A 24572-nucleotide genomic window follows, 5' to 3' on the forward strand; every position below is an offset into this window, starting at 1 on the left:
CGCGACCGCCAGACGTTGCAACCAGCCGATCGGAGGACACCATGGAGTTCGAAGACTGCAACCTTCTGCTCGATCCCGGCTACCTGCCATTCGAGTCGGGCTACAAGGACCTCGCGGCCGGCAAGAAACTGGTCGCCGCCCTCACTCGCATGCCGGGCTGCCGCGCCAGGATGGTGCATTGGTGGTTCGGCTGGCTCGGCGGCATCGAGCAATACAAGCTATGGCATCCGCGCGACCACGTTGCCAGTGCCTGGGTCAATCGCGTCGACGGCAACTACATCGGCACCTCCCATGTGGTGAGCGAGTATCTCGCCGGACCCACGGGTCCGGTCTACGATCTCACCATCGACTTCCACCATCCGCACGAGATCTTCGACAAGAAGCGCTACGACCGCTCCGGCGCCGTCGCGGTCTGCGCTCGGATCGGCGACCAGGATGCGCCTGTCCACGTCGGCCGCATGTGCCATTTCGTGCGCGACACGGATTACGGCTGCGAGATGCGCTCGCGGTTCTGGCTCGGCATCCTTGCCGACAAGAAAACCGGTGAGTCGGTGCCCGAACACGTCGCCGTCGAGGCGCGCAAGCGCCAGCTTAATGACGACTTCACGCGGCGCCTGCATCAGCATGCCACCGAAGAGATGGGCTACCTCGCCGAGATCCTGCCGGTGCTGTACCGCCGCTACACCGGCGACACCACGTTCTAACGCCGCATCACAGGCCGCGGCGGCACGACCACCGAGCCATAAGGACGACCAAGACACCGAGACGACAAACGCATCGAGATCGCGATGCCAACAAGGCCACGAAGGGCCATACGGATCATCATGGAGGAACGCATGACGACGACATCGTTGCACGAGTGGCTATCCAAACGCGCCCCGCTTGCCCGGCGCCTTGTCCCGATCGCGCTATTGTCCCTGGCCGCGGCGTTTGCCACAGCGCCTGCGCGCGCCGCCGACGAGATCATCATCGGCGCATCGATTCCGCTCAGCGGGCCGCTCGCAGGGTTCGGCAGCTTCCAGAAGTGGGGCTACCGCCGCGCCGTCGACGAGGTCAACAAGGCCGGCGGCATCGCCATCGGCGGCAAGAAGACGCCGGTACGCCTCGTGCTGCGCGACGACAAGACCGATCCGAACGCCACCGCTGCTAACACCGAGAGCCTCTTGTCGCGCGACAAGGCCGTGGCCCTGCTCGGCTCCTGCACGCCTGCGCTGGTGAATGCCGGCGCACTCGTCGCCGAGCGGAAGAAGATCCCGCTGGTGACGGCCTGCAATCCGCTCGAGGCGTTCAAGTCGGTCCGAAAGTGGACCTACGTCTGGGACCTCTTCTTCCACGAGCCGGAGCTCGCCGCGCTTCCGTTCAAAGCGCTGCGCGATCTAAAGTTAGAGACCAACAAGAAGGTGGCGATCTTCCACGACAACGGACCCGACGGCCAAGTGGTCGGCGGAACACTGTGGCCCAACATGGCTAAGGACGCCGGCTATGACGTGGTGCAAAACGCGTCCTTCCCGATCGACAACACCCAGTTCACCTCCATCGTCGCCGAGGCCAAGGCGAAGGGTGCCGATATCGTGCTGATCGACGCCATCACGCCGCAGGCGGTCTCGATCCGCAAGCAGATCGCCTCCGCCGGCTATAAACCGAAGCTGCTGGTGATCGAAAAGGGCGCCGAGCCAGTGCAGTTCGCCGGGGCGCTCGGCAAGCTCGCCGACGGCGTCGTGGTCGGCGGCTACTGGGATCCCAGCTTCCCCTATCCCGGCGCGAGACAGCTGGCGACAGCGTTCGAGAGCGAAACCAAGCTGACCTCCAGCCAGCACATCGCCGACAGCTATGCCGCGGCGCAGATCTTGCTCGACGCCATCGCGACGGCCGGCTCGCTCGATCCCGAGAAGATCAACACCGCGATTTCGAGCACCGACAAGACCTATGTGGTCGGCCCCATCAAGTTCGACGAGAACCACACCGCGAAGCTGCCGCTGGTGATGCTGCAATGGCAGTCGGGCAAGACGCCGATCGTATGGCCGGCGGACCGCGCCAACGGAAAGATCCTGTTCCCGGTGCCTTGAGTTCACCTGGCCTCGGCCCGGTCGGCTTCGGCGGCCGGGCCGTCCTGTCCTGTTCGGAACGACCGCCATGCCCGCTCTCGATGTGATCCTGAACGCGCTGATCTCGGGTGTCCTTTTGGGCGGCATGCTGGCGCTCACGGCGCTCGGCCTGTCGATCATCCTCGGCGTGTTGCGCCTGGTGAACCTGGCCCACGGCGAGTTCCTGGTCGCGGGCGCCTATGCCGGCTTGTTCCTGCTGCAATGGACCGGCATCGACCCCCTCGCCGGTCTCGCTCTGATCGGTCTCGTGCTGGCGCTGATCGGCTATCCGATCCATCGCTTCCTGCTGGTCCCGCTGGCGGGCAAGGGACCGGAGGCATCGATGATGACGATGTTCGGCCTCTCGATCATTCTGCAGAACCTGTTCGTCCTGCTCTTCAGCGCCGACACACGCGCCATCGACCGCAGCTACGCCAACGTGCCGCTCGAGTTCGGCCCGATCAGCGTGCCACAGATCTTCGTCATGGGTTTCGTCATATCGGTCGTGCTTATCGTCGCGGTGCATCTCTTGATCGCGCGCAGCCGCTTCGGCAGGGACCTGCGCGCGAGCGCCGACCAGCCGCAGGCCGCCGCCATCATCGGCATCAATGTCAGCCGCGTTCATGCCTTCACCTTCTGCCTCGGCGCCGCCTGCGCCGGAATCGGGGGCACCCTGATCGGGATCGCGCTGTCCTTCACGCCGACCAGTGGCGCCTCCTATCTGCTCACCGATTTCGCAGTGATCGTCCTCGGCGGGCTGGGTAACGTGCTGGGCACGCTGGTGGGCGGCATCGTGCTGGGGGTGCTGCAGAGCATCGGCGGGCTCACCCTCGGGGACGGCTACCGCGATCTCGTCGGCCTGGTGCTGTTTCTCGCCATGCTGTCCGTGCGGCCGCAGGGCTTTCTCGGACACCGCGCATGACCGTCCTGACCTCGCAGAACACACCGCAGCGCGCGATCTCGATCCGTAGCCCCACCATACGCATCGTCATCGCATGTACTGCATTCGCCGTACTGCTGGCTGCGCCGATCGTGCTGCCGGCTTATTTCGTCGAGATCGGCTTCAAGCTCCTGATCTACATCGTGCTGGCGGAAGCCTGGAACTTGCTGGCCGGCTATGGCGGCCTGGTCTCGCTCGGCACCTCGTCTTTCTTCGGACTTGGTGCCTATGTCACGGTCGGCCTAATCAATCACGCCGGGGCCGGGCCGCTGCAGGCACTGGCCGCCTCCGCGCTCGCAGGCATCGCTGTCGCGATTGTGATGTCGCGCGGCCTGTTCCGCCTGCGCGGCCTCTATTTCACCGTCGGAACGCTGGCGCTCGCCGAAGCGCTGCGGCTGTTCGTCATCAACGTGCCATGGTTCGGCGGCGCCACCGGCTTGTTCGTCACGGTCGACCTGCCGGAGATCGCGGCGCTATTCCGGTACGCCACACTGCTCCTCGCGCTCGCCGCACTGGTGATGGCACTCGCGACCGGTTCACGCTTCTCGGTCCTGCTGCGCGCGGTGCGGGACGACGAAGACGCGGCAGGTCAGGTCGGTGTGCGGGCCTTCCGCATCAAGCTTGCCGCCTTCATCGTCGCCAGTGCGTTGATCGCCTCCGCCGGCGGCCTGCAGGCGATCAAGCTCGGCGCCATCGAGCCCTATGGCAGCTTCGGTCTGCAATGGTCGGTCGATCCGCTCGCCATCGTCATCATCGGCGGCCTCGGCATGCGTTTCGGCGCGATTGTCGGCGCGGTGCTCTTCGTGGCGATCGGTGAGCTGCTTGCCGATTATCCCGAGCTCCATGTCGCCATCACCGGCGTCACGCTCATTCTGTTGATCCGCTTCGCCCCGCGCGGAATCTGCGGTCTCGCCGAGGCGGCCCTCCGGCGCCGCGGCGCTGCGCCGCGGGAGGCCCGCCCATGACCGCGGCCGCATACAGCGCTCCCCTGCTCGATGCCGCCGGTCTCGGCAAGCGCTATGGCGGCGTGGTCGCCAATGACGGCATCGACATCCGCCTCGACAAGGGCCGCGTGCTCGGCGTCATCGGCCCCAACGGCGCCGGCAAGTCGACCCTGATTGGCCTCCTCGGCGGCGCCATTGCCCCGAGCGCAGGCCGCATCCACTTCGAGGGCGACGACATCACCGCGCTGCCGGCCTCCGAACGGGCACGGCGCGGCATCGGACGGACCTATCAGATCCCCCGACCGTTCCTCGACATGACAGTCGCCGAGAATCTCGCGGTCGGCCAGTTCTCGCTGTCGCCGTTCATCTCCGCCGCGACCGCCACCGCCGAACGCCGCGACATCCTCGATCGCTGCGGTCTCGCGGACGCTGCCGACGTGAAGGCGCGCGACTTACCGCTCTTGCGACGCAAGCGCCTCGAGGTGGCGCGTGCGCTGGCGCTCAAGCCCAAATTGCTGCTTCTCGACGAGGTCGGCGCCGGCCTGATCGATAGCGAGGTCAGCGAGCTGATCGCGCTGATCCGCTCGCTGATGGATGGCGAGCGCTCCATCATCATCATCGAGCACGTCATCCGGATCGTGAAGGAATGCTGTGAAGGCCTTGTGGTGATCAATTTCGGCAAGGTCCTGACCAAGGGCCCGACCGCAGAAGTGCTGGCGAGCGACGAGGTCAGCGCCGTCTACCTCGGCACCAGTCACGGCGGCACGGCTAAGGCTTCCCCCATCGCGGTGCCGTCCACGACGGACGATCCGGCGCCGTCCCCCTCCGCGACGACCGCGCCAGTGCTCGCCCTCGAAGGCGTCTCGGCTGGCTACGGCCAGGCCCGAGTCATCCATGACCTCAGCCTCTCGGTGATGCCCGGCCAGGTGGTCGGCATCCTCGGCACTAACGGCGCCGGCAAGACCACCCTCGCCCATGTGATCAGCCGCTCGCTGCCGGTCACCGCCGGCAGCATCCGCTTCGCCGGCAACGACATCACGAATGAACCCGCTCACTCGGTCGCGGCGCGCGGCATCGCCCACTGCATGGAAGGACGCCGCATCTTCGCATCGCTCTCGGTCGAGGAAAATCTGGAGGTGGCGGCACGCCATGTCAGAGCCGCCGAGCGTAAGCTGCGCCTCGAACGTGTTTATGCGCTGTTTCCCATCCTGGCTGAAAGACGGAATTCCGGTGGCACCTCGATGTCTGGAGGCCAGCAGCAGGCGCTGGCCATCGGACGCGCACTGATGGCAAAGCCGCGACTCGTCATTTTCGACGAGATCAGCCTCGGCCTTGCTCCCGTGATGATGGACCGGCTTTACGAGGCCCTCGCTGAGCTCAAGCGGGAGGGATTGACGATGCTGGTCGTCGAGCAGGACGTCGAACGCGCGCTCGACCTCGCCGACACCGCTCATATCATCAACAAAGGGCGGATTACCCTGTCGGGGCCGACCTCCGTGGTGCGCGCCGATGAGCGGCTGCGTCACCTCTATTTCGGCACTGAAGAATAGTCTGCAACCAACTGACAAGGAGAACGACGTGAAGCGCATCGCAATCGAGGAAGCATTCGTCACAGCGGAGATTGCCGCGGAATGGAAGAAAGTCCTAGCCCGGCCAGATGTCGAGCCGGGTTTCGCCAAGATGGGTGAAAGCATTCTGGCCCAAACGCCCGGAAACGCGGTCCTGCATTCCCGGCTGCTCGACATCGGCAAAGAACGCATTTCCCATATGGACGAGGTCGGCATCGACATGCAGGTGTTGTCGCTGACCTCGCCGGGTGTGCAGGTTTTTGTCCCCGATCTCGCCACTAGACTTGCGGCCGAGGCGAACGATGCGCTGGCAGCAGCCGTGCGCGCCGTCCCCTCCCGCCTTGCCGGGCTGGGCGCCATTGCGCCGCAAGCCCCCGAGGCCGCTGCTCGCGAGATCGAGCGGATCAAGACGCTCGGACTGCGAGGGTTGATCGTCAATTCTCACACCTTCAATGAATATCTCGATGCGCCGCGCTATGCCCCAATCTTCGAAGCCATGCAGGCAACCGGGCTTCCGATGTATCTTCATCCGCGCGAACCAGCCCCGAGTCTTGTAAAGCCATTTCTCGACTATGGCCTGTATTTCGCTGGCTGGGGCTTTGCCGTCGAAACGAGCCTTCATGCTATGCGCCTAATCATGTCTGGCACGTTCGCACGCTTCCCGAAGCTGAAGATCATTCTCGGCCACATGGGCGAAGGCATTCCGTTCTGGCTGCAGCGCATCGACAATCGTTACCTACTTCAGGTCAAGCTCGGCGCCGTAACAAAGCTGCCGCGTCTCCCCAGTGAATACTTTCACGAGAATTTTGTCATCACCACGGCAGGAGTCACCTCAATGCCAGCGCTGCGCCTCAGCATCGATGTTCTCGGAGCGGACCGCATCCTCTTCGCGGCAGACTATCCGTATGAAGACGACGCCGAGGCGGTACGGTTCCTCGATGGCGCTGCATTGACGGATCAAGAGCGCAAGCTGATCTCGCATCAGAACGCGGAGCGGCTGTTTGGACTTTCCTGATTGCAGCTGATCGCATCCATCTTGTGTGATCACGCAGAACAAGCCGGACGAGACTAACCTTGCACGGCTTTTTCATATTCGTCGCCTTCTTCGGTGACGCGCCTCGGCAAGAGGATTTCAAAGTACCGCGTACTTGCCCTCTTGGCCAAAAGCGCTTGGCCTCTGTGCATAACGAACTAGCCAAGCTGACATGCGGAGACCGTGGAGTTCAAGGTAGGCGCGATGCCGCGCCTCGGCAGGAATATCGTACACCCAAGCCTTCAAGTTTTCCGGTATCAGCTGAGGAGATGGACGCTTGAGCGCTAGCAGCGACCTGATTCAGCGATTGAATGTCGCGTTGCGCGAAATTGGCGCCCTCAGCGTTTTACATAGTAAATCCGTGGCGGATCGGCTCGGACTGAATGCATCGGACCTCGAATCCCTGGATTTGATCTGCATGGGCCGGGTGCACACGCCAAGTGACTTGATGGAACAGACGGGGCTAACCAGCGGAGCGATAACCGGCGTTATCGATCGACTGGAACGAAAGGGATATGTCGTGCGGGAGCGGGACAACATCGACCGCCGGAAAATCCTGCTGAACGCGACCAAGCGCGTGCGAGTCGAAGCCGAGCCGCTTACCGAGGGTATGCGCAAGGCGGTTGGTGCTGCCCTGGCGACCCACGACGCCGATGCGTTGAAGACCACCCTTGTTGTGATGACCAACTTGCTCGACGCTGCGAAAGCGGCAATCCGGGACCTGCAGGTCGATTCCCCGGCGCCTCGCCCATGATCGATTTCTCGAAGGATCGGCCGGGATGACGCCGACAAGGCCGTAAGACGGACCACCCGGTCAGGCGCACCAGCCTTGTTCATCGGACGGGTTGGCCTACGCTCGCCACTGGCGCTTGTTCGCAGAAGAAGCTTTCGCGGCAGACATCGTGGGCGCTTCAGGTGAGAGAAAAATGTTGGCACAGTCCGCACTAAATCAGTTCATTCGACAACAGCGAGAGGCAAAGCTTGATACAGATCGCATATTGGAGCTCCGCTAAGATACGTACGCTCTTTCACGAGCTGCCAGCGTGAGCAGACGCATGCCGATAGTCGCGGCGTTGCTAGTCGCAAGCTGGAAGCGTTTTCTGCTGCCGTTCGCGACTCGCTGAGCTTCTCTAGCAATACTTTGCGACGCGCTCCAGTGCGATCGGCTACGCGCGCTCTTCAGCCTCGTCAATGCTCTCGAGTTTCTTCCGTAGTGCCGTGATGACACGGTGGACAGTTTGAAGGTCCTTGACTGCGAGGCCTTCGGAAAGGCTGTTGACCCATGGGGCTTGCAGGGCCATGGCGGCTTCGAAAGTGCGCCTTCCCTTGTCAGTCAGAATGACGAGTTGAGCCCGGCGGTGATGGGGATTGGCCTCGAACGCAACAAGCCCCTCCGAATGAAGATCGTTGACGATCCGCTGCACGTTTTGGCGATTGGCGCCGAGATCGCGGGCGAGCCATGCCACCGGCTGCGGACGCTCGGCATGCACAATGGCGCCCAGGATCTGCCAGCGCGCACTCGTAAGCCCAAGTTGGGCCACCATACGGTCGCCTGCGATCAAGAGCAGGCTGTTGAGCCGGAACAGATCGAGCATGAGGTTCGTCAGGGCATCGCCGGCGGTCGTTCGTTGATATTTCAGCATTTCGTCACCATAAAACACTCTTGACATCACGATGTCAATGTACTATCTAAATCATGGTACCATATTGACAATATAAAGCCAAATTGCCTGAGGTCACCATGTCGCCGCTACGCCCCCTGGACCCTGTCTTCCCGATCGAACGCCAGATCGGTATTGATGCCAGCCCTGTCGTGCTGGTGAATGTCTTCTTCCTCGATAAGGCCGATGAGCAGAGCTTTCTGCAGGTCTGGCAAGACGATGCTGCCTTCATGAAGCGACAGCCGGGTTTCATTGCCACTCAGCTTCACCGCGCGCTCGGCGAAAGCCCGACTTATCTGAACTACGCCGTCTGGGAATCGACCGAGCACTTCCGGGCAGCGTTTACGCACCCAGAGTTCAGGTCGAAGATCGCAGCCTATCCGTCGTCAGCCGTCGCTTCTCCGCACCTGTTCCAGAAGGTCTCGGTGCCCGGCATCTGCGTGGCATAGCACGCTGCTCACGCCGCCTTCAAAAGGGAGTTCGTAATGGGACTGAAGAGCAGCTCCGAACGCTATGGGACCGTGATCGTAGCGATACACTGGCTGACCGCCTTGCTGATGATCGGTCTCTTCGCCACCGGGTTTCGTGCGGCCAATACGATCGATCCGGCGGCAAAGGTGGCAATTCTACGCGCCCACATTCCGATCGCTCTCGCAGTTATCACGCTGACGGTTCTTCGCATCGGCTGGTGGGCTGTCGATCGCAAGCCCGACCCGATCGCCGGGTCACCGCGGTGGCAAGAGCAAACAGCTCGCGCGATACATGTTCTCTTCTACGTGGTCATCATTGGAATGACAGCGAGCGGCATAGGGTTGATGGCGCTGAGCGGCGCGGCACCAATGATCTTTGGTGGAGAAGGGGCCTTGCCCGATCTCTGGAATTATCCGCCCCGTGTTCCGCACGGCCTTGGCGCGCGGCTTCTACTTGGCTTGGTTGCGCTTCACGCCAGTGCTGCTCTCTATCACCAATTCGTTCGCCGCGACCATCTTCTCCGGCGCATGTGGTTCAGCCGCTGACTATCGCCAACGACTGAATTGCTCCGCCTGGCTTCGACCGGGCTTCTCGGCGGGGCAGCCCTTTATCATCCAGGTCATTATCATCGCGTTCTTCGCCGCATCTCGTTCAGGTGAGCGGAATTACCAACACTCATGACCCCACCGCCATGACGAACTCTTACGTCGAAAGCAGACGACCATGACAAAGATGCTTCATATAGTAGCTGGCGCTCTGGCGTTGGGGACCATTGCGACATTCTGGCTATCCACGGCTCTCGCTGAACTGTTCGGATCGCACACGACCGTAATCATGGTCAAAACAGCCATACCTTGGGGCTTGCTGTTGCTAATTCCAGCGCTGGCGGCTGCGGGCGGCTCCGGACATTTCCTAGCAGAGGGACGGCGCGGTGGCCTGATCGGTGCGAAGCTCAAGCGTATGCCGTTCATTGCCGGCAACGGCATCCTGATCCTCATTCCGGCAGCGTTATTTCTCGCTTTCAAGGCAAAAGCCGCTGAGTTCGACACCGTCTTTTACGGGGTGCAGACGCTCGAGCTAATTTCTGGGGCGACGAATATCGTTCTTCTCGGGCTTAGCATGCGAGACGGCTTCAAGCTGAGCCAATACAGCATACGCCGCCGACAGTTGGTTAAAAACCACGCTTGAACGGTCCTTGGAGAGTAACCGGCTTCGGAAGCGTATCGTGCATTCCCTTGCGCGACAACATCGCCGGGCACCCTTAGGATCCGCCGGCAATGCATTTGATCCGAAAGGTCCGGCTAGAGCGCGCTGTCGTAAATGCCGCGTTATTGCGATGCGGAGGGCGAGGCTGGCGTGATGCCGCGCGTCGACGGGAAATATCGTACACACAGAGCCTCCAAACTTGTCCGCTATCAGCTGACAAGATGGCAGTTTGAGCGCTAGCAGCGACCTGATTGAGCGATTGAACGTGGCGTTCCCCGAGCTCAGCGCCGTCAGCGTCTTACATAGTCCATCCGGGCATATCGCCTCGGCCTTAATACATCGGATCTTGAATGATCTGCATGGGCCGGGATGCACACGCTGAGTGACTTGATGGAACAGACGGGACTGACCAGCGGAGTGATAGCCGGCCCTATCGATCGACTGGAACGAAAGGATATGTGGTCCGGGAGCGGGACAACATCGATCGCCGGAAAATCCTGCTCAACGCGAACTGGCGCGTGCAAGTCGAAGCCGAGCCGCTTGCCGAGGGTAAGCGCAAGGCGGTGGGTACTGCCCTGGCGACCCACGATACCGGTGTGTTGAAGACCACTCTGGCTGTGATGGCCGACTTGCACGACGCTGCGAGAGCTACGATCCGGGAACTGCAGGTCAATTCCCCGGTACCCGTCGATGATCGATTTCTCGAAGGATTGACCGGGATGGCGCCAGTAGAGCCGCATAACAGCACGCCGACCGATATCACCCGGTCAGGCGCGCCAGCCCTGGTCATCGGACGTATCGGTCTGCGCTCCCCCACCGGCGCCTGCCCTTGCGAACGGTGCGGCGCCCGATATCGGTCTCTTTAGGAGAACGATCTCCTCTGGCCGCACTGAAGAACCTGTATCGGTGAGCTATGATCCACCGCATCGATGGCCGTGTTTGCCTCGGAGTACCTTTCATAGTTGCCCCATCGACTTCTTCCATTTTGCTGCCCGCGCCAAAATGCACGACCTGGAGTCCTACCCCGTCAATGGCCCCGTCGCTTTCAAGCTGATGAAACCGGACAAGTCGAGCTTGCAGATTGGCTGCCAACCCGTTCCCAGGATTTCGTCGTCCTGCTTGACGGCAAGATTCTTCCGGACGCTGCCCTTTGGACCCAATTGCCCCACGACAGCGGCCTCCCCTGCCGTTGGGTTAGACGTAAGGAGCCCATCCACGAGGGCCGGCATGGGACGCGACGGAAGCCTCTGCCCGGATAGGAGTGCCTTGTCCTTAGCCGCAGCTGCGGCCGGATCCGTCGTGCAGCTGATTCTGCCGACTTCCATCGACGATCTGATGTAGTTCGCCACAGGCAAAGCCTCCACCTCTTGCTGGGATGCACTTGAATTTGTCGGCGAGCAAGTCGTTTGCCTCAGCCTCACGTGCTAGGCAGCGGAGCCATGAAATGCTCATTGAGCGCGATCTGTCGCGTTCCGGCTTCCGATCTCAAATCTGAGACACTGGCTACTGGGCGGCTACGTTAACGACTGGGCCCATAACAAGCCTGTTTTTGTCGCGGCTCAGCAGCAGGACGGCGATTCCCGCGACGACCGGCAGGAGGCCAAGCACCAAAAAGATTTGGCTTGGGCCCATGCCGTTATGCAGCATCCAGCCCGTGACGATCGGTCCGCAAACCTGTCCCGCCCGGGCCACGGCAAGGCCCCAGCCAAGACCGGTCGACCGAACAAGAGTGGGATAAAATGCCGTCGCAAGGCCAATGACGCCGACGCCGCCGCACGCCAGAAAGAACCCGCTCAAGAACGCTGCGGCAATGGTAAGGCCAGGATAATCCGGCATTTGCCCGACCGCTGCCGTAAAAATGGTCGCGAGCAGAAACGCACCTGTCAGCAACTTGAACGGACCCAACCTTGCAATCAAGAACCCGTACAGGAGCATGCCAATCACTGCGCCCCCATTGTTGAAGGCGACAGCCGCGAACGCCTGCGACGGCTGCAGTCCATTCGGGCCTACAAGCAGCGTAGGCGCCCAAAGCGGAATGAAAACCAGGATGGTGAACGCGATGCAAAAGACGACCCAGAGCAGAAGTGTGGTTGGAAGACGCCCGTCGGCAAACAGACTTCGGACACCCGCATGTCCGTGCGTTTGATCCACGGCGCTGAATTGCTGTTGCTCGCCGACCGTTCGTCCCGTGACCTGCTTCGCGATCGCCCGAACGCTTGCTTGCGATTTGCTACGAAGTGCGAGGAAGCGGAGCGATTCGGGAATGGCAAACGCAAGAACGAGCGCAAGAACGATCGGCAGGATTCCGCCGACATAGAATATCGAAGACCAGCCGTATGTCTTCAACAGCCATGAGCCGGCAAATGCGCCAATCATGCCCCCGAACGGGAAGGAGGCCCACATCAGGCCAATGACGAAGGGCCGTCTCCGGGCTGGCGTATATTCGGCCGCAAGCGCGGTGAAGCACGGCGCTGCTCCTCCAAGGCCAAGGCCGGCCAGAAAGCGCAGGGCGATGAGCTGCTCGAACGAAGTCGCAATTACGGTGAGAAGACTGAACATTCCAAAAAGGAGCGCCGACAAGATCAGGACGTATTTCCGCCCGATGCGGTCAGCCAGCGTGCCCAATGCCAAAGCGCCAGTCAGCGCCCCCAGCAAACCCGCTGAAAAGACCGGTGCTAGTCCGGCCGGGGTCAGTGTAAGAATTTTAGCGAGTTCCGGAGCGGCGATACCAATGGATTGAGTATCGATGCCGTCCAGCACCGATGCTAGCCCGCACAGGATCACCACGCGAATTTGGAGCGGACTGAAACGAGAATCGTCGATCAGAACGCCTACATCTACCACGTCTTTGTTCACAACTCCTCCCGTCAAGAGCGTTGCCCTACTTACAAATATCGGCTGGCAGTCCAAAACGCCTGAGGCGGGGATCATGCCCCGGACTCTCAGTGCACCGAGACGACGCATTTCTTGATGCCGCGAAGGACGTTATTGACGCCGCGCTCCATCTCATGAAGTTCGAAACCTTTGACGCGCTTGGTCAAGGCGACGAGAAGAGCGCGAATCTCCATACGCGCCAGATTGTTGCCAACGCATTGATGCTCGCCGAATCCGAATCCGAGATGCTCGTTGGTTTCGCGACGCATTACCCTGAAGCCTTCTGGATCCTCCCATTTGCGTTCGTCCCGATTGGCCGAACCGAACAGCAGAATGGCGCGGGACCCTGCCGGCAGGGTAACACCGTCAATCTCGTGATCCCTGGTAACATAGCGCGAGAAGGCCTGAATTGGGCTCTCGATGCGGATCGCTTCGTTCACGGCCTGCGGCAACAGCGACGGATTGTCACGCACGATCGCCCATTGATCCGGGTTTTGCGCAAACAGCCAGATAGCGCTCGTTGTCGCGAATATCGTAGTGTCGAGAGACGGCCCCATGTAGTCGTTCATCAGGAATGGACAAATCGCCGGATCGATCTCGCCGCGGTCGGCCGCATCCCATATCATCTGCGCCCATCCGCCGGGCTTGAGCTTGCCGGGCACGCATTGGTTGAAGGCATAGTGAATCATCTCGCCAACGATCGGAAAGGCGGCCTTGGTGCGCTCGTTGATGGGGCCGAAGCAATCGAAGTTGGCTGGCGCCCACTCCAGCATCCGCTCCCGCCCCTCCTCTGGAAGCCCCACCAACTCCGATACAATCGAGACTGGAAGGTACGGTGAGAGTTCTGTTGCGACGTCGAACGTGCCTTTGGCGACCAGCCGTTCGACCAGGTTTTCTGCTTCCGTCGTCACCCGCTCGCGCAAGACCGAAAGCGCCCTCGGGGTCAACGGCCTCTCGATCACCTTGCGAAGCACATTATGGTTGGGCGGATCGCTGCATAACAAGCCACCTTTCAGCTTCTGATTCATTTCGTCATTCATCGACACGCCGCCGGCCGACGAAAACAGCTGCCAATCCTCGAGCGCCCCGCGCACCTCGGCGTACCGCGGTAGCGCGAACATGCCACAGGCCTTCAGCCACACTGCCGGCCCTTGGTCGCGAAGCTGTCGATAGGTTGGGAACGGGTCTAGTAGCGTTTCGGTGGCGAAGGGGTCGACGGCCGAGGACGGTGCAGTAGTCATTGATTCCTCCTGATTGTCTGGTTGGGTTCACCCGATTGCGAACATTGTCGCTGTGGTGCGGTGCACGAGGAGCCTCGGGGCACTTTCGCTAGACCTGCGCGTTCCGTGATCGAGACTAGGAGAACGAAATGGATTCGCGCGAAGCAGTAGAATTGGAAGCCGAGCCGCAGACGGCGCGGATACACCGTCCGAAACATAGCGGGGTCGACGACCGAGTCGTCGTCCGACAGTCGGGTGATAGGTCTTCCAAAGTCTCGGGCCCCACGCTACCGACGAGTCGCACGTCGTCGGGCAGATGCTCGCTATCCGCCATGCTGTTTCCTCCTGTTTCAATGGGCGGGGCTGTCCAGCCCACCCTCGCGCAGGGCCCGCCCTGAAGGAGCGGCTCCGTCAATTTATGATCATGATTATTTTTGACAGGCGTGTTGTCAAGTGGTTTCGTCGCTCGCACATGGATGTTTCCTTATGTCACGCAAACCAGCCAGACTGCAGAAGGGCCGACGAGAGCTCAACAAGGAGGACAAGCTGCGCCGCATCACCGGCGCGGCGCGCGCGCTATTTGTTACAAAGGGATATGACGAGACCAGCACGCGAGAGATCGCGACCAAAGCTGACGTGGCACAGGCGACACTCTTTCTCTATGCGAGCGACAAGCGCGACCTCTTGTTCCTCACGGTCAATGACGAACTTGAACTCGCCTCCTATCGGGCAAGAGAAGCCATCAGGAGTGAGGCCTCCTTTCTCGATAACCTTAGTGCGGCGCTGGGGATCGTCTACGACTTTCTTGGCAAAGAACGCGAACTGGCGCGGCTGGTCTTGAGAGAGATGACGTTTTACGAGGATGGCGCGCAAGGAAAACGGTTCTCGCAGACCCGCCAGCGTATGATTTCGCTATGCAGCGAGATCGCGCGCATTGCACAGGAGAAAGGGGAAATAGGAACTGCGCACGATGCACAGCGAATTGGCGCCGTCATTTTCGGCATCTACCAGATCGAGATTCGCAAGTGGTTGGCTGAACCACCCGCGCCGGTTTCGGAAGGCCTCCGTGCTCTCCGGGAGGTCCTTGAAATCCTGGTCACAGGACTATCGCCGAACTCAAAGCCTTCCCGGTTGCGAACGTGAGCGCCGCGCGAAATTCAACGGCCATCCGACGGTCGTTCCCCAGGCAGAACGAGACGGGAAACCCGCAGCCGGTTGCATCAAACCAGCAGCACGAAACCGAGCGCGATCATCTTCTTAGCCGGCCGCATCGTCAAACGTCTTCTCAAGACTTAGTCGACCGCGCCGCGATCGTTCGGCCTTCTCTGATCGAAGATCGTCGTGTTGATCTCGCCGAATTTGGCCAGCACCCGTTTTGGGAGCAGCCGAGCATCCTTTGGCGGAACGCCCAGCAGGCGCAGGATCATTTCGGCCGCAGCCTGCTCCAGGCGACCACTTTTTGGATGTTGCAAAAGCTCGCGCAGAGTCGTTCCGACAATCGCGAGCAAGCTCGTCAGCAGAAGGTCGGTTAATTCGACGTCGAACAAGCCCTGTTCCATACCGATACCGATGTCCTTGCGGATTCCGCGCGCTATCTGGTTCCTGAACTCGCCCGTATTCATCATGGCCTCGGCGACGAGCCAACCCCACTCGGGCTCAGCGGCCGCCAGACGAATGAAGTACTGCGTGGCCAGCGCGACGCGCTCTGAGCCATCCGTGACCTGGCGGATCGCGTCATCCACCTGCCCGACCAGCGATGCGGCGATCGCATGCGCCACAGCGTCTACCAGTTCGGCTTTGTCGCGAAAGTGGTAATAGAACGTGCCGTTCGCGACGTTGGCAATCGAGGTGACCTCGCTGATCGAGGCAGCCTCCAAGCCATGCTTTGCAAAAGCCGTCACGGCAGCGTCCATCAACAACGCTCTTGTACGCGCGCTCTTGTCCAGGTCACTGGCTTTGGCTCGGAAGCGTTTGGTTCGCACAGCGCTCATGTCCCCTCTGGCATGTAAATACCGCATTCCCTCAGTCTCGGCAAAGCACTCACCGTAGAATTGACAATTCTCTCAGTTTTGCTAGATACGGAATTGAGAGAACTCTCAATTCTATAGTGGGTGTATCCAAGCAGGGGAGACGGATGGAAAGCTCGCTTGTCATCGACAATCGCGACGAAACCGCATCGGATGGAAGCGTGTTCGAACGGCGAGACCCGAACAGCGGCGCGGTGGTTACGCGTGCGGCCGCCGCAAGCCTGGAAGATGTGCATCGCGCGGTGCAATCGGCCGCTGCCGCATTTCCCCGTTGGGCCAAATTCGCTCCGGGCGGAAGACGGGACATCCTGCTCAAGGCGAGCGCACTCCTGGCCGATCGCGGTACGGAGCTTCAGCGAATCATGACCGCAGAAACCGGCGCGTCGAAGCCCTGGTCCTCCTTCAATGTCCGGCTCGCGGCAGGCATGCTGCGCGAGGCGGCGTCGCTGACGACGCAGATCAAGGGCGAGATCATTCCCACCGACAAGCCTGGCTCCTTTTCATTCGCAGTCCGACGTCCGGCGGGCGTGGTTCTTTCGATCGCGCCGTGGAATGCTCCGATCATCCTCGCGGTCCGGGCCTTTGCGACGGCGATCGCGTGCGGTAATGCCGTGATCCTCAAGGCGTCGGAGATAAGCCCGGGCACGCAATACCTGTTGGCTGGAATCATGCGCGATGCCGGATTGCCGCCCGGAGTGTTGAACTTCATCACCAACGCACCCGCTGAAGCAGGCCGGGTCGTCGAAGCCTTGATTGCCGCCCCCGAGGTCCGTCGAGTCAACTTCACCGGTTCAACGAAGACGGGCCGAATCGTTGCGGAGATCGCCGCGCGCTATCTGAAGCCGGCTCTGCTCGAGCTCGGCGGCAAGGCGCCACTGTTGGTCCTCAAGGATGCCGACATCGATGACGCGGTACGTGCGGCCGCATTCGGCGCGTACATTCATCAAGGTCAGGTCTGCATGTCGACCGAGCGGATCGTGATCGACGAAGCAATTGCGGAAGAATTCGCGGCGAAGCTTGCGGCAAAAGCCAAAACGATTGTGGCGGGAAACCCGCACGTGAGCGACGTTCCGCTTGGCTCCCTCATCAGCGCCGACTCCGCAGGACGTGTCGGCGCACTGGTCAACGATGCGGTCTCGAAAGGGGCAAAGCTGCTCGCAGGCGGCCGGATCGACGGTCCCGTCATGGATGCCACCCTGCTGGACCACGTGACGCCGGACATGCAGATCTATTCCGAGGAGTCATTTGGGCCGGTCGCCTGCATCGTTCGCGTACGCGACACCGGACAAGCCATTCACGTCGCAAACGATACGGAATATGGCCTCTCCTGCGGCATCTTCACGCGCGATGTCAAGCTTGCGATGGAGATCGCTGAGCGACTCAACTTCGGCTGCTGCCACATCAATGGCCCGACCGTTCACGATGAGCCGCAGGTGCCGCTCGGCGGGATGAAGGCGAGCGGATACGGCCGGTTCGGTGGTCAACCAGGCGTCAACGAATTCACGGAAGTGCAGTGGATCACGATTGAGGATCCAAAGCAGCACTACCCGATCTGACGGGCAGATCGGGGCCGGGCGGCGCCTCGATTAGCCCAGATGAGCACCTTGGGAAACACTTTCCGCGAGGAGAAGCGAGTGACAACGGACGTGTATGACTTTGTGGTGATCGGTTCCGGTCATAACGGCTTGACGACGGCTGCCTATCTCGCCAAGGCCGGGCAAAAGGTCCTGATACTCGAACGTAACGAATGGTATGGCGGTGGCGTCGTCACTAAGGAGCTCTTCGCGCCTGGTTTCAAGTTCGATCTACACTCGTCGCTGCACGTCAATATCCAAGCGAATCCGCTCGTCTTAAATGACGAGCTTGAGCTGCGATCCAAGTACGGGTTGAAGTACCTTTACCCGGACGCTGTCTACTCGACGATGTTCGACGACCATACCTGCCTCGTCACTTACAAGGATGTGGAGCGCACCTGCGAGTCAATCGCCCGCATCTCGCCACGAGACGCCGAGTCGTACCGTCGGTTCGCCTCGATGAGCATGAAGATCGTCCCGCTTGTCACCCAGAGCCTTTTTGTGCCGCCGCCACCACAAGGGCAGTTCTTTGCACTTCTGGACCAGAGCATCGAAGGCCAGGAGATCTTCAGGGCCTTGCAGATGAGCAAGCTCGAGATTTGCCGGGAATGGTTCGAGAACGAGAAGGTGATGATCCACCTACTGAAATTCGCGGCCGAGACGCTCACGGCTCCCGAGGACAAAGGCACCGGTTTCATCCTCTACACAATGCCGGGAATGGTCCATACCTATCCGATCGGCATCCCTGTCGGGGGAAGTGGCGCACTTGTTGATGCGCTCATCCGGTGCCTGACTGCACACGGCGCAGAATTTCGCGATCGGTCTGACGTCACGAAGGTTCTCGTCGAAAATGGGCGCGCTGTCGGCGTGCGTCTCGCCGACGGCCGAACCATTCGCGCCAGAAACGGCATCGTCGGCCAGATCCATCCCTGGCTGCTCGGGGAAATGGTCGACGGCTTAGATCAGGGAATGGTCTCGCGAGCCAAGCGCACGCAAACTGGCTCGTTTGGGATCATGCCGCAGCACATGGCGCTCAAGGAGCGTCCCAAGTATCGCGCCGGCGACGAGGCGGGTCGAGTCATTCTTGCTAACTATGCGCCATCAACACTCGAGCGCTTTCTCCGCGTCTTCGATAATTTCAGGTATGGCGACATGTGGGCTGAAGGGTCAGACGACACAATCCTAGCGTCGCACATGCAGTGCCAGTTCGACGAGACGCAGGTGCCGGCCGGGAAGGCGGCCATCACGGTCTATGGTTTCGGCCCGTTCGAGCTGCGCGGCGGCGGCGCAGCCGCTTGGGACGAACGCCAGCAGGAGATCGGCGACTGGCTCTTGGAGAGGTATCGGCATTATACCCTGAACGTGACGGGCGAGAACATCATCGGTCGGCGCTTCGACACACCGCTGGAAATCTCGCGGCACTCACCGATGTTCCAGCGGGGTGACGTAAGCGGACTGGGTGAGTACCTCCATCAAATCGGCGCACACAGGCCGACGCCGGAACTGTCGAAACTGACGGTACCAGGCGCGGAGCGCCTTTACTTGACGGGCACCGCCATCAACGTCTCCAGCGTGAGCGGAGCTGGGCGCGCAACGGCGATCAAAATCTGCGGCGATCTCGGAATCAAGTTCGACAAGCTGATCGCGGGGTAGCCGATGAAATTCTACACGCCGGAGAAAAACGAACTAATTGAGATTACGGAGGTCGAGCCGCACCCCAATGGCCTGCTCGTCGGCGGCCGGATCATGGGCGCAATGCCCATGAAGGCGATACTTCGGCCCGAGGAGTTGCGCGGAGCTTTTCGCTTTGCCAGCGCGGCGGTCGTGCTGCGCCTGCTCAGGATGCTCTTTGCTCGCAGCACGCGAGGGTGACGTACAGTGTCTCTCATGATGGTTCTTCCCAAGCTCGTTTTCGGCATCGGAGCGCGCCGGGAGCTCGCAAGCGAACTAGCATTGCTACGAGTCGAGCGGCCATTTCTCATGACGGATCGAGGCATTGTGCAATGCGGCGTTTTCGACCAGGTCGCGGAGACTCTTCACGACCGCGACCCATCATTGTTCGACACAGTACCCGAAAATCCGACATACGATGCGGTCGACCGGGCGGCGCAGCATTACAAGGCGAACCGCTGTGACGGTATCGTTGCAGTTGGTGGTGGATCCGTCATCGATACGGCAAAGCTTGTAGCCGTGCTCGGAGCGCACAGTGGTCGCGCGGAAACCTATGTTGGCCACTCGGAGCGAATTACCAACGGCGCGTCCCCTCTGATCGTTCTCCCGACGACTGCAGGGACCGGCAGCGAGGCCTCGCCGGACGCAGGAATTCACCCGGATTCTTGTTCGATCTCATCAGGCATCTCATCACCTCTCGTCGTTCCAAAGGTCGCCATCTGTGACCCGGCGCTCACGGCTACCCTTCCTAAATGGCTGACGGCAGCGACGGGTCTTGATGCGTTGTCTCACTGCATAGAGGGCTATCTCTCCACCACGATCGCGCCGCCGATTGATGCGATGGCTTTGGATGGCATACGTCGCATCTGGCAATATCTTCCACGCGCTACCATGGACGGAACCGATTTAGTTGCCCGCTCGGAAGTCATGATGGCTGCTTTTGAAGGGGGGGCAGCGATTGCAAAAGGGCTTGGACCAGGGCACGCGATTGCTATCAGTTGCGGCGATCAGGGCCTGCATCACGGTGTGTTGAGCGCGCTCGGTTTGATCGCGAGCCTTGAGCTCATGCAGGAGCATGTTCCCGATCGGGTGAGGAATGTGGGTGACGCCATGGGACTGGAGCCCCGCTCGTCTGTGGCCGCTGAAATCCGCGCACTGATGACGAAACTCGAACTCCCCACATCGCTTGCCCAGCTTGGATACGAGGTCGCGGATTTGGATGCCCTCGCCCATCGGGCCTCGGTAAGTCACTTCAATCAGACCAGTCCGTTCATTCCGGACACGCAAGAGTTCGTACAAATGATTAGTGGGATCCTGCGTTGACATGCGCATGGACTCAGCTGAGCGTGAGTTGCGCGACTAAGTTGGCGCTCCGAAAAGGAAGATTGGTGAACTTTCAAAACTATTATACTTGCGCGACTACACTAGTCGGTATAGTGTATTTCAAAAGTTGGCGAGCGGAGAGGAGCCGGTCGCGGGAGATCAAAAACCTAACTAGGGGGAACAACATGAGGCATCGCACCGCAATTTTTGCACTCTCTCTTTTTTCGTTCGGGGAGAGCGCATTCGCTGCGGATCTTCCTGTTAAGACTCCAGCCACACCACCTGATGTCCCGTTCTTTTTGCTGATCGACGACCGCGTGACGTTTGCCTGGATGCCAAATGGGAAGGAGCCCAACACTTACTCGGTACGTCCGGACGGAAGCATCAACACAAGCATAGCTAAGCAAGTCTACGCTTTCACACATTTCGATATTTGGCGTTACGGCACAAACTTCGTGAACATCTCATTGACGAAGAGCGATCATAACGAACCAGCAAATCCATGCACGAACGTTGGTGTCATACTCAATCCCGCTAATGGTACGACGACAGCAGCCGCTTGCGAGGGAGCAACCGACGTTTACGCGATAGTCAGATCTACTCTCGGGTGGAACGAGCTCTTTGGCACCAAGGCCTTCACATACGGGCCTCTCCGTAACATCTCGTTTGAGGGTGGCTTGGACGCCGGCACCAAAGACAACCGGCTGGCCCCCGCTAAGAGAGCCCTCGTCTCAGGCCTGCAGTTTCAATTTGATCTGCCATATAAGGGGTTTTTCAATGTGGCTCCCCTGCTGTCTTGGGAGTTCGCCAATCACCACGGCTTTGCCCAGTGCGGAAGCGGCTTCTCCGGCCCAGTACCGGGTGTCAATTGCCTGATCGATGGCCATCGAAGCTACAAGCCAACTTGGGCAATCGAAACCAACTACTATATGGACTTGGGGTTCTTGCCCGAAAATATGCAATACTTCTCCGTCAGCGGACGTGCTGCTTGGTACGGCCCGAAAGGCCCGGAGCTAAGTCCGCTGCCGTACAATCCGCTTCCAGCAGCAGCGCCTTCAAATATTCAGACTGCGATAGAATTCAATTCGGAACCAATCCGATTGACGTTTGACGCTTCAAAAGCTGCGTTCGGTCCGAAATACTCACACTTTATCGATGTTTGGGTGGCTTATCGCTACTGGCAAAACAAATATGGTGCAGATCATAAATTAAGCCGATATTGCAACTTTTCGCCTGGTGTAAGCAATGGCACGTGCACGGAATCGTCGGTCTATAGCGGCATCTCAATGAAGTTCTGAGCATTCCTTCGACAAACCTCCCGAAGGGATCGACTTGGTGCCGCAGGTGCTCCCGCGGCCCCTTTTTTTTGCTTGAGACACTAGGTTGTTGGTGTGGGATGGCGGGGATGTCACGCAACGTCGAACATAATGTTCTCGCCGCGGCGTATTTGGCGCTTCGGCTTAAATAGTCCAGACGAGCCGGATACCATGAGAAGGAGAAATCGTTTTGCCAATGATACTCTAATGAGTCGTGCAAACTAGGGCTGGGCGCGGTTGTTGCGTCCTGGATGAGTTATCGTTCAGCGGCGCGCCGAACCCATGAACTGGGCGCGCGGCAAAGCTTGTATGAGCGTTGGAGCTTCGAAAATGCCAATCTGCAAAGTGAATGGAATCGAGCTTTATTACGACGAGATCGGAACAGGAACTCCAGTCATGCTCATCACAGGTCTAGGTGGTGTCGGAGCGGCATGGGGTCCTCAAATTTCTCTTTTCGGCAACAAGTTCAGAACTATCGTTCCCGATCATAGGGGGCGAGGAAGATCGACCATGACGATGGAGGGGCATGAAATCGATCAACTCGCCTCCGATATGGCGGAATGCTTGCGTAAAACCCGGGCCGCTCCAGCACACCTCGTCGGATCATCATTGGGGGGCGCGATCGCTTTAAGAATGGCGCTGGATCATCCGGACGTCGTACGGTCGCTCACTTTGGTCGCCTCATTGGCAAAGAGCGACGAATACATCAAGCGTTGGTTTAGGTTCAGAACGCTGGTCGTCGAAAGACTGGGCCATGAGGTCGAAGTCGAACTGATGTTGCTTCTGTTACACAGCCCGACCTATCTGCGAGAGCATTGGAGCGCGATCGAAGAGTTTGAGAAGGCATTTAAAGCAGCGCCGTCATCGACACAGATCGAGGTCGCCCGGATGGATATGGTGATGCGTCACGATTGTCTGGCGCAGCTGAGCGAAATAAAGGTGCCGGCGCTGATTCTTGCTGGCGCTGATGACGCCATCACTCCACCATATCTATCCGAGCAGTTGTCGGCGGGGATTGCGGCCTCGTGTTTTCGCGTGTTGGAACGCACCGGGCATTACATTCAGATCGAACGGCCCGAATTGTTTTTCGAGATCGTGGGAGATTTCATCGAAGGATTGGAGCGCCGCTAGTTCATTCGTGGACTCAAGCGCAGGGTTCCGGAAGATCAAGGGACGGTTCCTCCTGAGCCATCGGTACTCTGCCTCACAAATTGTATAAGATTGCTGAATTCGGCAAGCCGCGCTGGCTTGCCCTCGCCGCAAATGTTCAAGCAGATAACGCGTCGCCTCTCACCCCGTACCGCAGCCGCGGCCGGCATAGTCGTCGTGTCGGTAGTGCGTGCCTGCAGCGGTGTTGATGAGCACGATATCGAACGACTGCAATTCGGGCCCGATCCGGGCAAGCTCCGTCTCCACATCCAAAGCCGAGTAGACATAGCCGGCCTTGCCGCGAACATCCAACTTTACGCCTGGCGGAAAGCACCAGTCGAGCGAGATTTGATCGTCTCGTGGCCGGTCGTCCACGATCCAAGGGCGAGTGGCATGCCAAGGCGCATCGAATGAGCGTCGTTATGCGTCCTCATCTGTACCCTTCTCAAATGCCGAAGCTCGCCGTCCCGCACTCGATCGGGTCTCAAGTGCACCATGAGTTCGTCCTCGCGCAGCGTGTGCTTGTGGCCGAAATACTGGATGTGGGGCTCGAGGCCCCGCGAATCTGACTCGATGCTGGCTCCGAGCGGCGCTGAGATATAGACAAAGCGCATCGTCGATTGCCATCTTGAGAAGCTGCATAATCTTAGAGCGTTTACCGCATCACGGCTGTATGGTGTGCTGCTTTCCGGTCAAGGTCGAACGCGCGTCCCCTGGCTGGACGCAGGCTGTTTCGCCGGGACCAGGATGTCCGGTTCATTAGTGGCTGTTGCCCCTAGCCGGGTGATATCGTTCGGTGTGCTGTTCTTAGGAATGCCGCTCAATCGTCCTTCTCGACCATTCAACAAATTGATCATGGACGGAGTGCCAGAGAATTTACCTCCAGCTCCCGAATCGCCGCTCTCGCAGCTCAAGCAAGTCGGTCAGCACAACAAGAGTGGTCGTCAACGCACCGGCATGTTGCGCTTCCAAAACAGCATCAACCGCCTTGCGCATAACCTGGGCAAGCGGCGCGGCTTCGATTTGCACGCGCTCGGTCGTCTCGGGTAGGAGTTTACGGCGATCGACATCGTCCCGCTCCCGGACGACGTATCCCTCCCGTACCAGCCGATCGATTACGCCGGTTATCGCACCGCTGGTTAGCCCCGTCTGTTCTGTCAAGTCACTCGGCGTGTACACTGGGCCCATGCTGACCAAATGAAGGGATTCGAGATCCGAGGAATTAAGGCCGAGGCGTCGCGCCACAGACTGAGTATGTAAAAAGACCGGCGGCTCTGAGCTCGCGCAGGGCGACGTTCAATCTCTGAATGAGGTCGCTTCTGACGCTCAGACTTTCATCTCCTTGGCGAGGCTCCGGACAGATCCTGATGCCCGCCGCTAAACATTGGCGCAAGCAGGCCGTTACTCATGAAGTTGGCGTGGGAGCGCGTGGAACGGTTGACGCGGACCGATGCGCCGAGCCAGCTCATGGCGTCGTCATATAGGCTTTGATCAATGGTCATGACCGAAGG

Annotated in this window: 24 protein-coding genes and 2 pseudogenes; 19 read left to right on the forward strand and 7 right to left on the reverse strand. The window is 59.9% G+C overall.

Going from position 1 to position 24572, the window contains the following annotated elements; all coding sequences use genetic code 11:
• Window positions 1-41: 41 nt before the first annotated feature.
• The 7 genes from JQ604_RS24020 to JQ604_RS24050 all read left to right on the forward strand — a co-directional run bounded on the left by JQ604_RS24020 (window position 42) and on the right by JQ604_RS24050 (window position 7323).
• A complete protein-coding gene (locus tag JQ604_RS24020) occupies window positions 42-704 on the forward strand; it encodes a DAPG hydrolase family protein (protein ID WP_212362774.1) in 663 nt (220 codons plus the stop codon).
• Window positions 705-836: 132 nt separating this feature from the next.
• Entirely contained in the window at window positions 837-2066 is a 1230-nt protein-coding gene (locus tag JQ604_RS24025) for an amino acid ABC transporter substrate-binding protein (RefSeq protein ID WP_212362777.1), read from the forward strand.
• Between the two features lie 67 nt (window positions 2067-2133).
• A complete protein-coding gene (locus tag JQ604_RS24030) occupies window positions 2134-3006 on the forward strand; it encodes a branched-chain amino acid ABC transporter permease (protein ID WP_212362779.1) in 873 nt (290 codons plus the stop codon).
• Window positions 3003-3989 carry a branched-chain amino acid ABC transporter permease gene (locus JQ604_RS24035; protein WP_212362781.1) on the forward strand — a complete coding sequence of 329 codons (987 nt, stop codon included), beginning with the start codon at window positions 3003-3005 and terminating at the stop codon, window positions 3987-3989. Before JQ604_RS24030 ends, JQ604_RS24035 begins: the two co-directional genes overlap by 4 nt.
• On the forward strand, window positions 3986-5518 hold the full coding sequence (locus JQ604_RS24040) for an ATP-binding cassette domain-containing protein (protein ID WP_212362783.1): 1533 nt from the start codon (window positions 3986-3988) through the stop codon (window positions 5516-5518). The genes JQ604_RS24035 and JQ604_RS24040 overlap by 4 nt, the downstream gene beginning before the upstream one ends.
• A gap of 28 nt (window positions 5519-5546) precedes the next feature.
• The gene (locus JQ604_RS24045) at window positions 5547-6551 is read left to right on the forward strand and encodes an amidohydrolase family protein (protein WP_212362785.1); all 1005 of its coding nucleotides are present in this window, start codon (window positions 5547-5549) and stop codon (window positions 6549-6551) included.
• Between the two features lie 295 nt (window positions 6552-6846).
• Window positions 6847-7323 (forward strand): MarR family winged helix-turn-helix transcriptional regulator, encoded by a 477-nt coding sequence (locus tag JQ604_RS24050; protein WP_212362787.1) that lies wholly within the window; start codon window positions 6847-6849, stop codon window positions 7321-7323.
• Between the two features lie 412 nt (window positions 7324-7735).
• On the opposite strand, the gene JQ604_RS24055 is transcribed toward JQ604_RS24050, so the two are convergent.
• Window positions 7736-8212, reverse strand: a complete 477-nt coding sequence (locus JQ604_RS24055) for a MarR family winged helix-turn-helix transcriptional regulator (RefSeq protein WP_212362789.1) — start codon at window positions 8210-8212, stop codon at window positions 7736-7738.
• 98 nt (window positions 8213-8310) lie between these two features.
• Here JQ604_RS24055 and JQ604_RS24060 point away from each other — a divergent pair, with 98 nt between their 5' ends.
• The 4 genes from JQ604_RS24060 (at window position 8311) to JQ604_RS24075 (ending at window position 10773) form a co-directional block, all read left to right on the forward strand.
• Complete coding sequence (locus tag JQ604_RS24060; protein ID WP_212362791.1) at window positions 8311-8679, forward strand: antibiotic biosynthesis monooxygenase family protein; 369 nt, start codon at window positions 8311-8313, stop codon at window positions 8677-8679.
• Window positions 8680-8715: 36 nt separating this feature from the next.
• Window positions 8716-9246 (forward strand): cytochrome b, encoded by a 531-nt coding sequence (locus tag JQ604_RS24065; protein WP_212362793.1) that lies wholly within the window; start codon window positions 8716-8718, stop codon window positions 9244-9246.
• A gap of 178 nt (window positions 9247-9424) precedes the next feature.
• Window positions 9425-9889 (forward strand): hypothetical protein, encoded by a 465-nt coding sequence (locus JQ604_RS24070; protein WP_212362796.1) that lies wholly within the window; start codon window positions 9425-9427, stop codon window positions 9887-9889.
• A 476-nt stretch (window positions 9890-10365) separates the two neighbouring features.
• Complete coding sequence (locus tag JQ604_RS24075; RefSeq protein ID WP_212362799.1) at window positions 10366-10773, forward strand: hypothetical protein; 408 nt, start codon at window positions 10366-10368, stop codon at window positions 10771-10773.
• A 637-nt stretch (window positions 10774-11410) separates the two neighbouring features.
• Here the strand turns inward: JQ604_RS24075 and JQ604_RS24080 are convergent.
• Window positions 11411-12763, reverse strand: a complete 1353-nt coding sequence (locus JQ604_RS24080) for an MFS transporter (RefSeq protein WP_212362802.1) — start codon at window positions 12761-12763, stop codon at window positions 11411-11413.
• 86 nt (window positions 12764-12849) lie between these two features.
• Window positions 12850-14022, reverse strand: a complete 1173-nt coding sequence (locus JQ604_RS24085) for a cytochrome P450 (RefSeq protein ID WP_212362805.1) — start codon at window positions 14020-14022, stop codon at window positions 12850-12852.
• Window positions 14023-14487: 465 nt separating this feature from the next.
• Here JQ604_RS24085 and JQ604_RS24090 point away from each other — a divergent pair, with 465 nt between their 5' ends.
• Window positions 14488-15144 (forward strand): TetR/AcrR family transcriptional regulator, encoded by a 657-nt coding sequence (locus JQ604_RS24090; protein ID WP_212362808.1) that lies wholly within the window; start codon window positions 14488-14490, stop codon window positions 15142-15144.
• A 149-nt stretch (window positions 15145-15293) separates the two neighbouring features.
• Here the strand turns inward: JQ604_RS24090 and JQ604_RS24095 are convergent, their stop codons facing one another.
• On the reverse strand, window positions 15294-15914 hold the full coding sequence (locus JQ604_RS24095) for a TetR/AcrR family transcriptional regulator (protein WP_212362810.1): 621 nt from the start codon (window positions 15912-15914) through the stop codon (window positions 15294-15296).
• 221 nt (window positions 15915-16135) lie between these two features.
• Between JQ604_RS24095 and JQ604_RS24100 the strand changes: the two genes are divergently transcribed.
• The 6 genes from JQ604_RS24100 to JQ604_RS24125 all read left to right on the forward strand — a co-directional run bounded on the left by JQ604_RS24100 (window position 16136) and on the right by JQ604_RS24125 (window position 23043).
• A complete protein-coding gene (locus tag JQ604_RS24100; RefSeq protein ID WP_212362812.1) occupies window positions 16136-17584 on the forward strand; it encodes an aldehyde dehydrogenase in 1449 nt (482 codons plus the stop codon).
• 78 nt (window positions 17585-17662) lie between these two features.
• Window positions 17663-19255: a phytoene desaturase family protein gene (locus tag JQ604_RS24105; protein WP_212362814.1), complete on the forward strand. Its 1593-nt coding sequence runs from the start codon at window positions 17663-17665 to the stop codon at window positions 19253-19255.
• Between the two features lie 3 nt (window positions 19256-19258).
• Window positions 19259-19474 carry a hypothetical protein gene (locus tag JQ604_RS24110; RefSeq protein ID WP_212362816.1) on the forward strand — a complete coding sequence of 72 codons (216 nt, stop codon included), beginning with the start codon at window positions 19259-19261 and terminating at the stop codon, window positions 19472-19474.
• A gap of 15 nt (window positions 19475-19489) precedes the next feature.
• Complete coding sequence (locus JQ604_RS24115) at window positions 19490-20596, forward strand: iron-containing alcohol dehydrogenase (RefSeq protein ID WP_212362818.1); 1107 nt, start codon at window positions 19490-19492, stop codon at window positions 20594-20596.
• Between the two features lie 185 nt (window positions 20597-20781).
• Window positions 20782-21894: a hypothetical protein gene (locus JQ604_RS24120; protein ID WP_212362820.1), complete on the forward strand. Its 1113-nt coding sequence runs from the start codon at window positions 20782-20784 to the stop codon at window positions 21892-21894.
• 300 nt (window positions 21895-22194) lie between these two features.
• Window positions 22195-23043 (forward strand): alpha/beta fold hydrolase, encoded by an 849-nt coding sequence (locus JQ604_RS24125; RefSeq protein WP_212362822.1) that lies wholly within the window; start codon window positions 22195-22197, stop codon window positions 23041-23043.
• A gap of 159 nt (window positions 23044-23202) precedes the next feature.
• On the opposite strand, the pseudogene JQ604_RS24130 reads toward JQ604_RS24125, so the two are convergent.
• Window positions 23203-23460, reverse strand: a pseudogene (locus JQ604_RS24130) (cyclase family protein); the annotation flags it as partial.
• Window positions 23461-23808: 348 nt separating this feature from the next.
• Here JQ604_RS24130 and JQ604_RS41615 point away from each other — a divergent pair.
• A complete protein-coding gene (locus JQ604_RS41615) occupies window positions 23809-24111 on the forward strand; it encodes a hypothetical protein (RefSeq protein ID WP_249158603.1) in 303 nt (100 codons plus the stop codon).
• Between the two features lie 15 nt (window positions 24112-24126).
• On the opposite strand, the pseudogene JQ604_RS42180 reads toward JQ604_RS41615, so the two are convergent.
• A pseudogene (locus JQ604_RS42180) lies at window positions 24127-24306 on the reverse strand (MarR family transcriptional regulator); the annotation flags it as partial.
• 89 nt (window positions 24307-24395) lie between these two features.
• Window positions 24396-24563: a hypothetical protein gene (locus JQ604_RS24140; protein ID WP_212362826.1), complete on the reverse strand. Its 168-nt coding sequence runs from the start codon at window positions 24561-24563 to the stop codon at window positions 24396-24398.
• Between the last annotated feature and the right edge of the window lie 9 nt (window positions 24564-24572).

This window comes from Bradyrhizobium jicamae (assembly GCF_018130695.1).
Lineage (GTDB): Bacteria > Pseudomonadota > Alphaproteobacteria > Rhizobiales > Xanthobacteraceae > Bradyrhizobium > Bradyrhizobium jicamae_B.

Coding starts and splice junctions, on each gene's coding strand:
- JQ604_RS24120 (WP_212362820.1), top strand. CDS start 20,782: ATGAGGCATCGCACCGCAATTTTTGCACTCTCTCTTTTTTCGTTCGGG.
- JQ604_RS24125 (WP_212362822.1), top strand. CDS start 22,195: ATGAACTGGGCGCGCGGCAAAGCTTGTATGAGCGTTGGAGCTTCGAAA.
- JQ604_RS24065 (WP_212362793.1), top strand. CDS start 8,716: ATGGGACTGAAGAGCAGCTCCGAACGCTATGGGACCGTGATCGTAGCG.
- JQ604_RS24115 (WP_212362818.1), top strand. CDS start 19,490: ATGATGGTTCTTCCCAAGCTCGTTTTCGGCATCGGAGCGCGCCGGGAG.
- JQ604_RS24085 (WP_212362805.1), bottom strand. CDS start 14,022: ATGACTACTGCACCGTCCTCGGCCGTCGACCCCTTCGCCACCGAAACG.
- JQ604_RS24140 (WP_212362826.1), bottom strand. CDS start 24,563: ATGACCATTGATCAAAGCCTATATGACGACGCCATGAGCTGGCTCGGC.
- JQ604_RS24100 (WP_212362812.1), top strand. CDS start 16,136: ATGGAAAGCTCGCTTGTCATCGACAATCGCGACGAAACCGCATCGGAT.
- JQ604_RS24070 (WP_212362796.1), top strand. CDS start 9,425: ATGACAAAGATGCTTCATATAGTAGCTGGCGCTCTGGCGTTGGGGACC.
- JQ604_RS24030 (WP_212362779.1), top strand. CDS start 2,134: ATGCCCGCTCTCGATGTGATCCTGAACGCGCTGATCTCGGGTGTCCTT.
- JQ604_RS24035 (WP_212362781.1), top strand. CDS start 3,003: ATGACCGTCCTGACCTCGCAGAACACACCGCAGCGCGCGATCTCGATC.
- JQ604_RS24040 (WP_212362783.1), top strand. CDS start 3,986: ATGACCGCGGCCGCATACAGCGCTCCCCTGCTCGATGCCGCCGGTCTC.
- JQ604_RS24110 (WP_212362816.1), top strand. CDS start 19,259: ATGAAATTCTACACGCCGGAGAAAAACGAACTAATTGAGATTACGGAG.
- JQ604_RS24020 (WP_212362774.1), top strand. CDS start 42: ATGGAGTTCGAAGACTGCAACCTTCTGCTCGATCCCGGCTACCTGCCA.
- JQ604_RS24055 (WP_212362789.1), bottom strand. CDS start 8,212: ATGCTGAAATATCAACGAACGACCGCCGGCGATGCCCTGACGAACCTC.
- JQ604_RS41615 (WP_249158603.1), top strand. CDS start 23,809: ATGTCCGGTTCATTAGTGGCTGTTGCCCCTAGCCGGGTGATATCGTTC.
- JQ604_RS24060 (WP_212362791.1), top strand. CDS start 8,311: ATGTCGCCGCTACGCCCCCTGGACCCTGTCTTCCCGATCGAACGCCAG.
- JQ604_RS24095 (WP_212362810.1), bottom strand. CDS start 15,914: ATGGACGCTGCCGTGACGGCTTTTGCAAAGCATGGCTTGGAGGCTGCC.
- JQ604_RS24025 (WP_212362777.1), top strand. CDS start 837: ATGACGACGACATCGTTGCACGAGTGGCTATCCAAACGCGCCCCGCTT.
- JQ604_RS24090 (WP_212362808.1), top strand. CDS start 14,488: ATGTCACGCAAACCAGCCAGACTGCAGAAGGGCCGACGAGAGCTCAAC.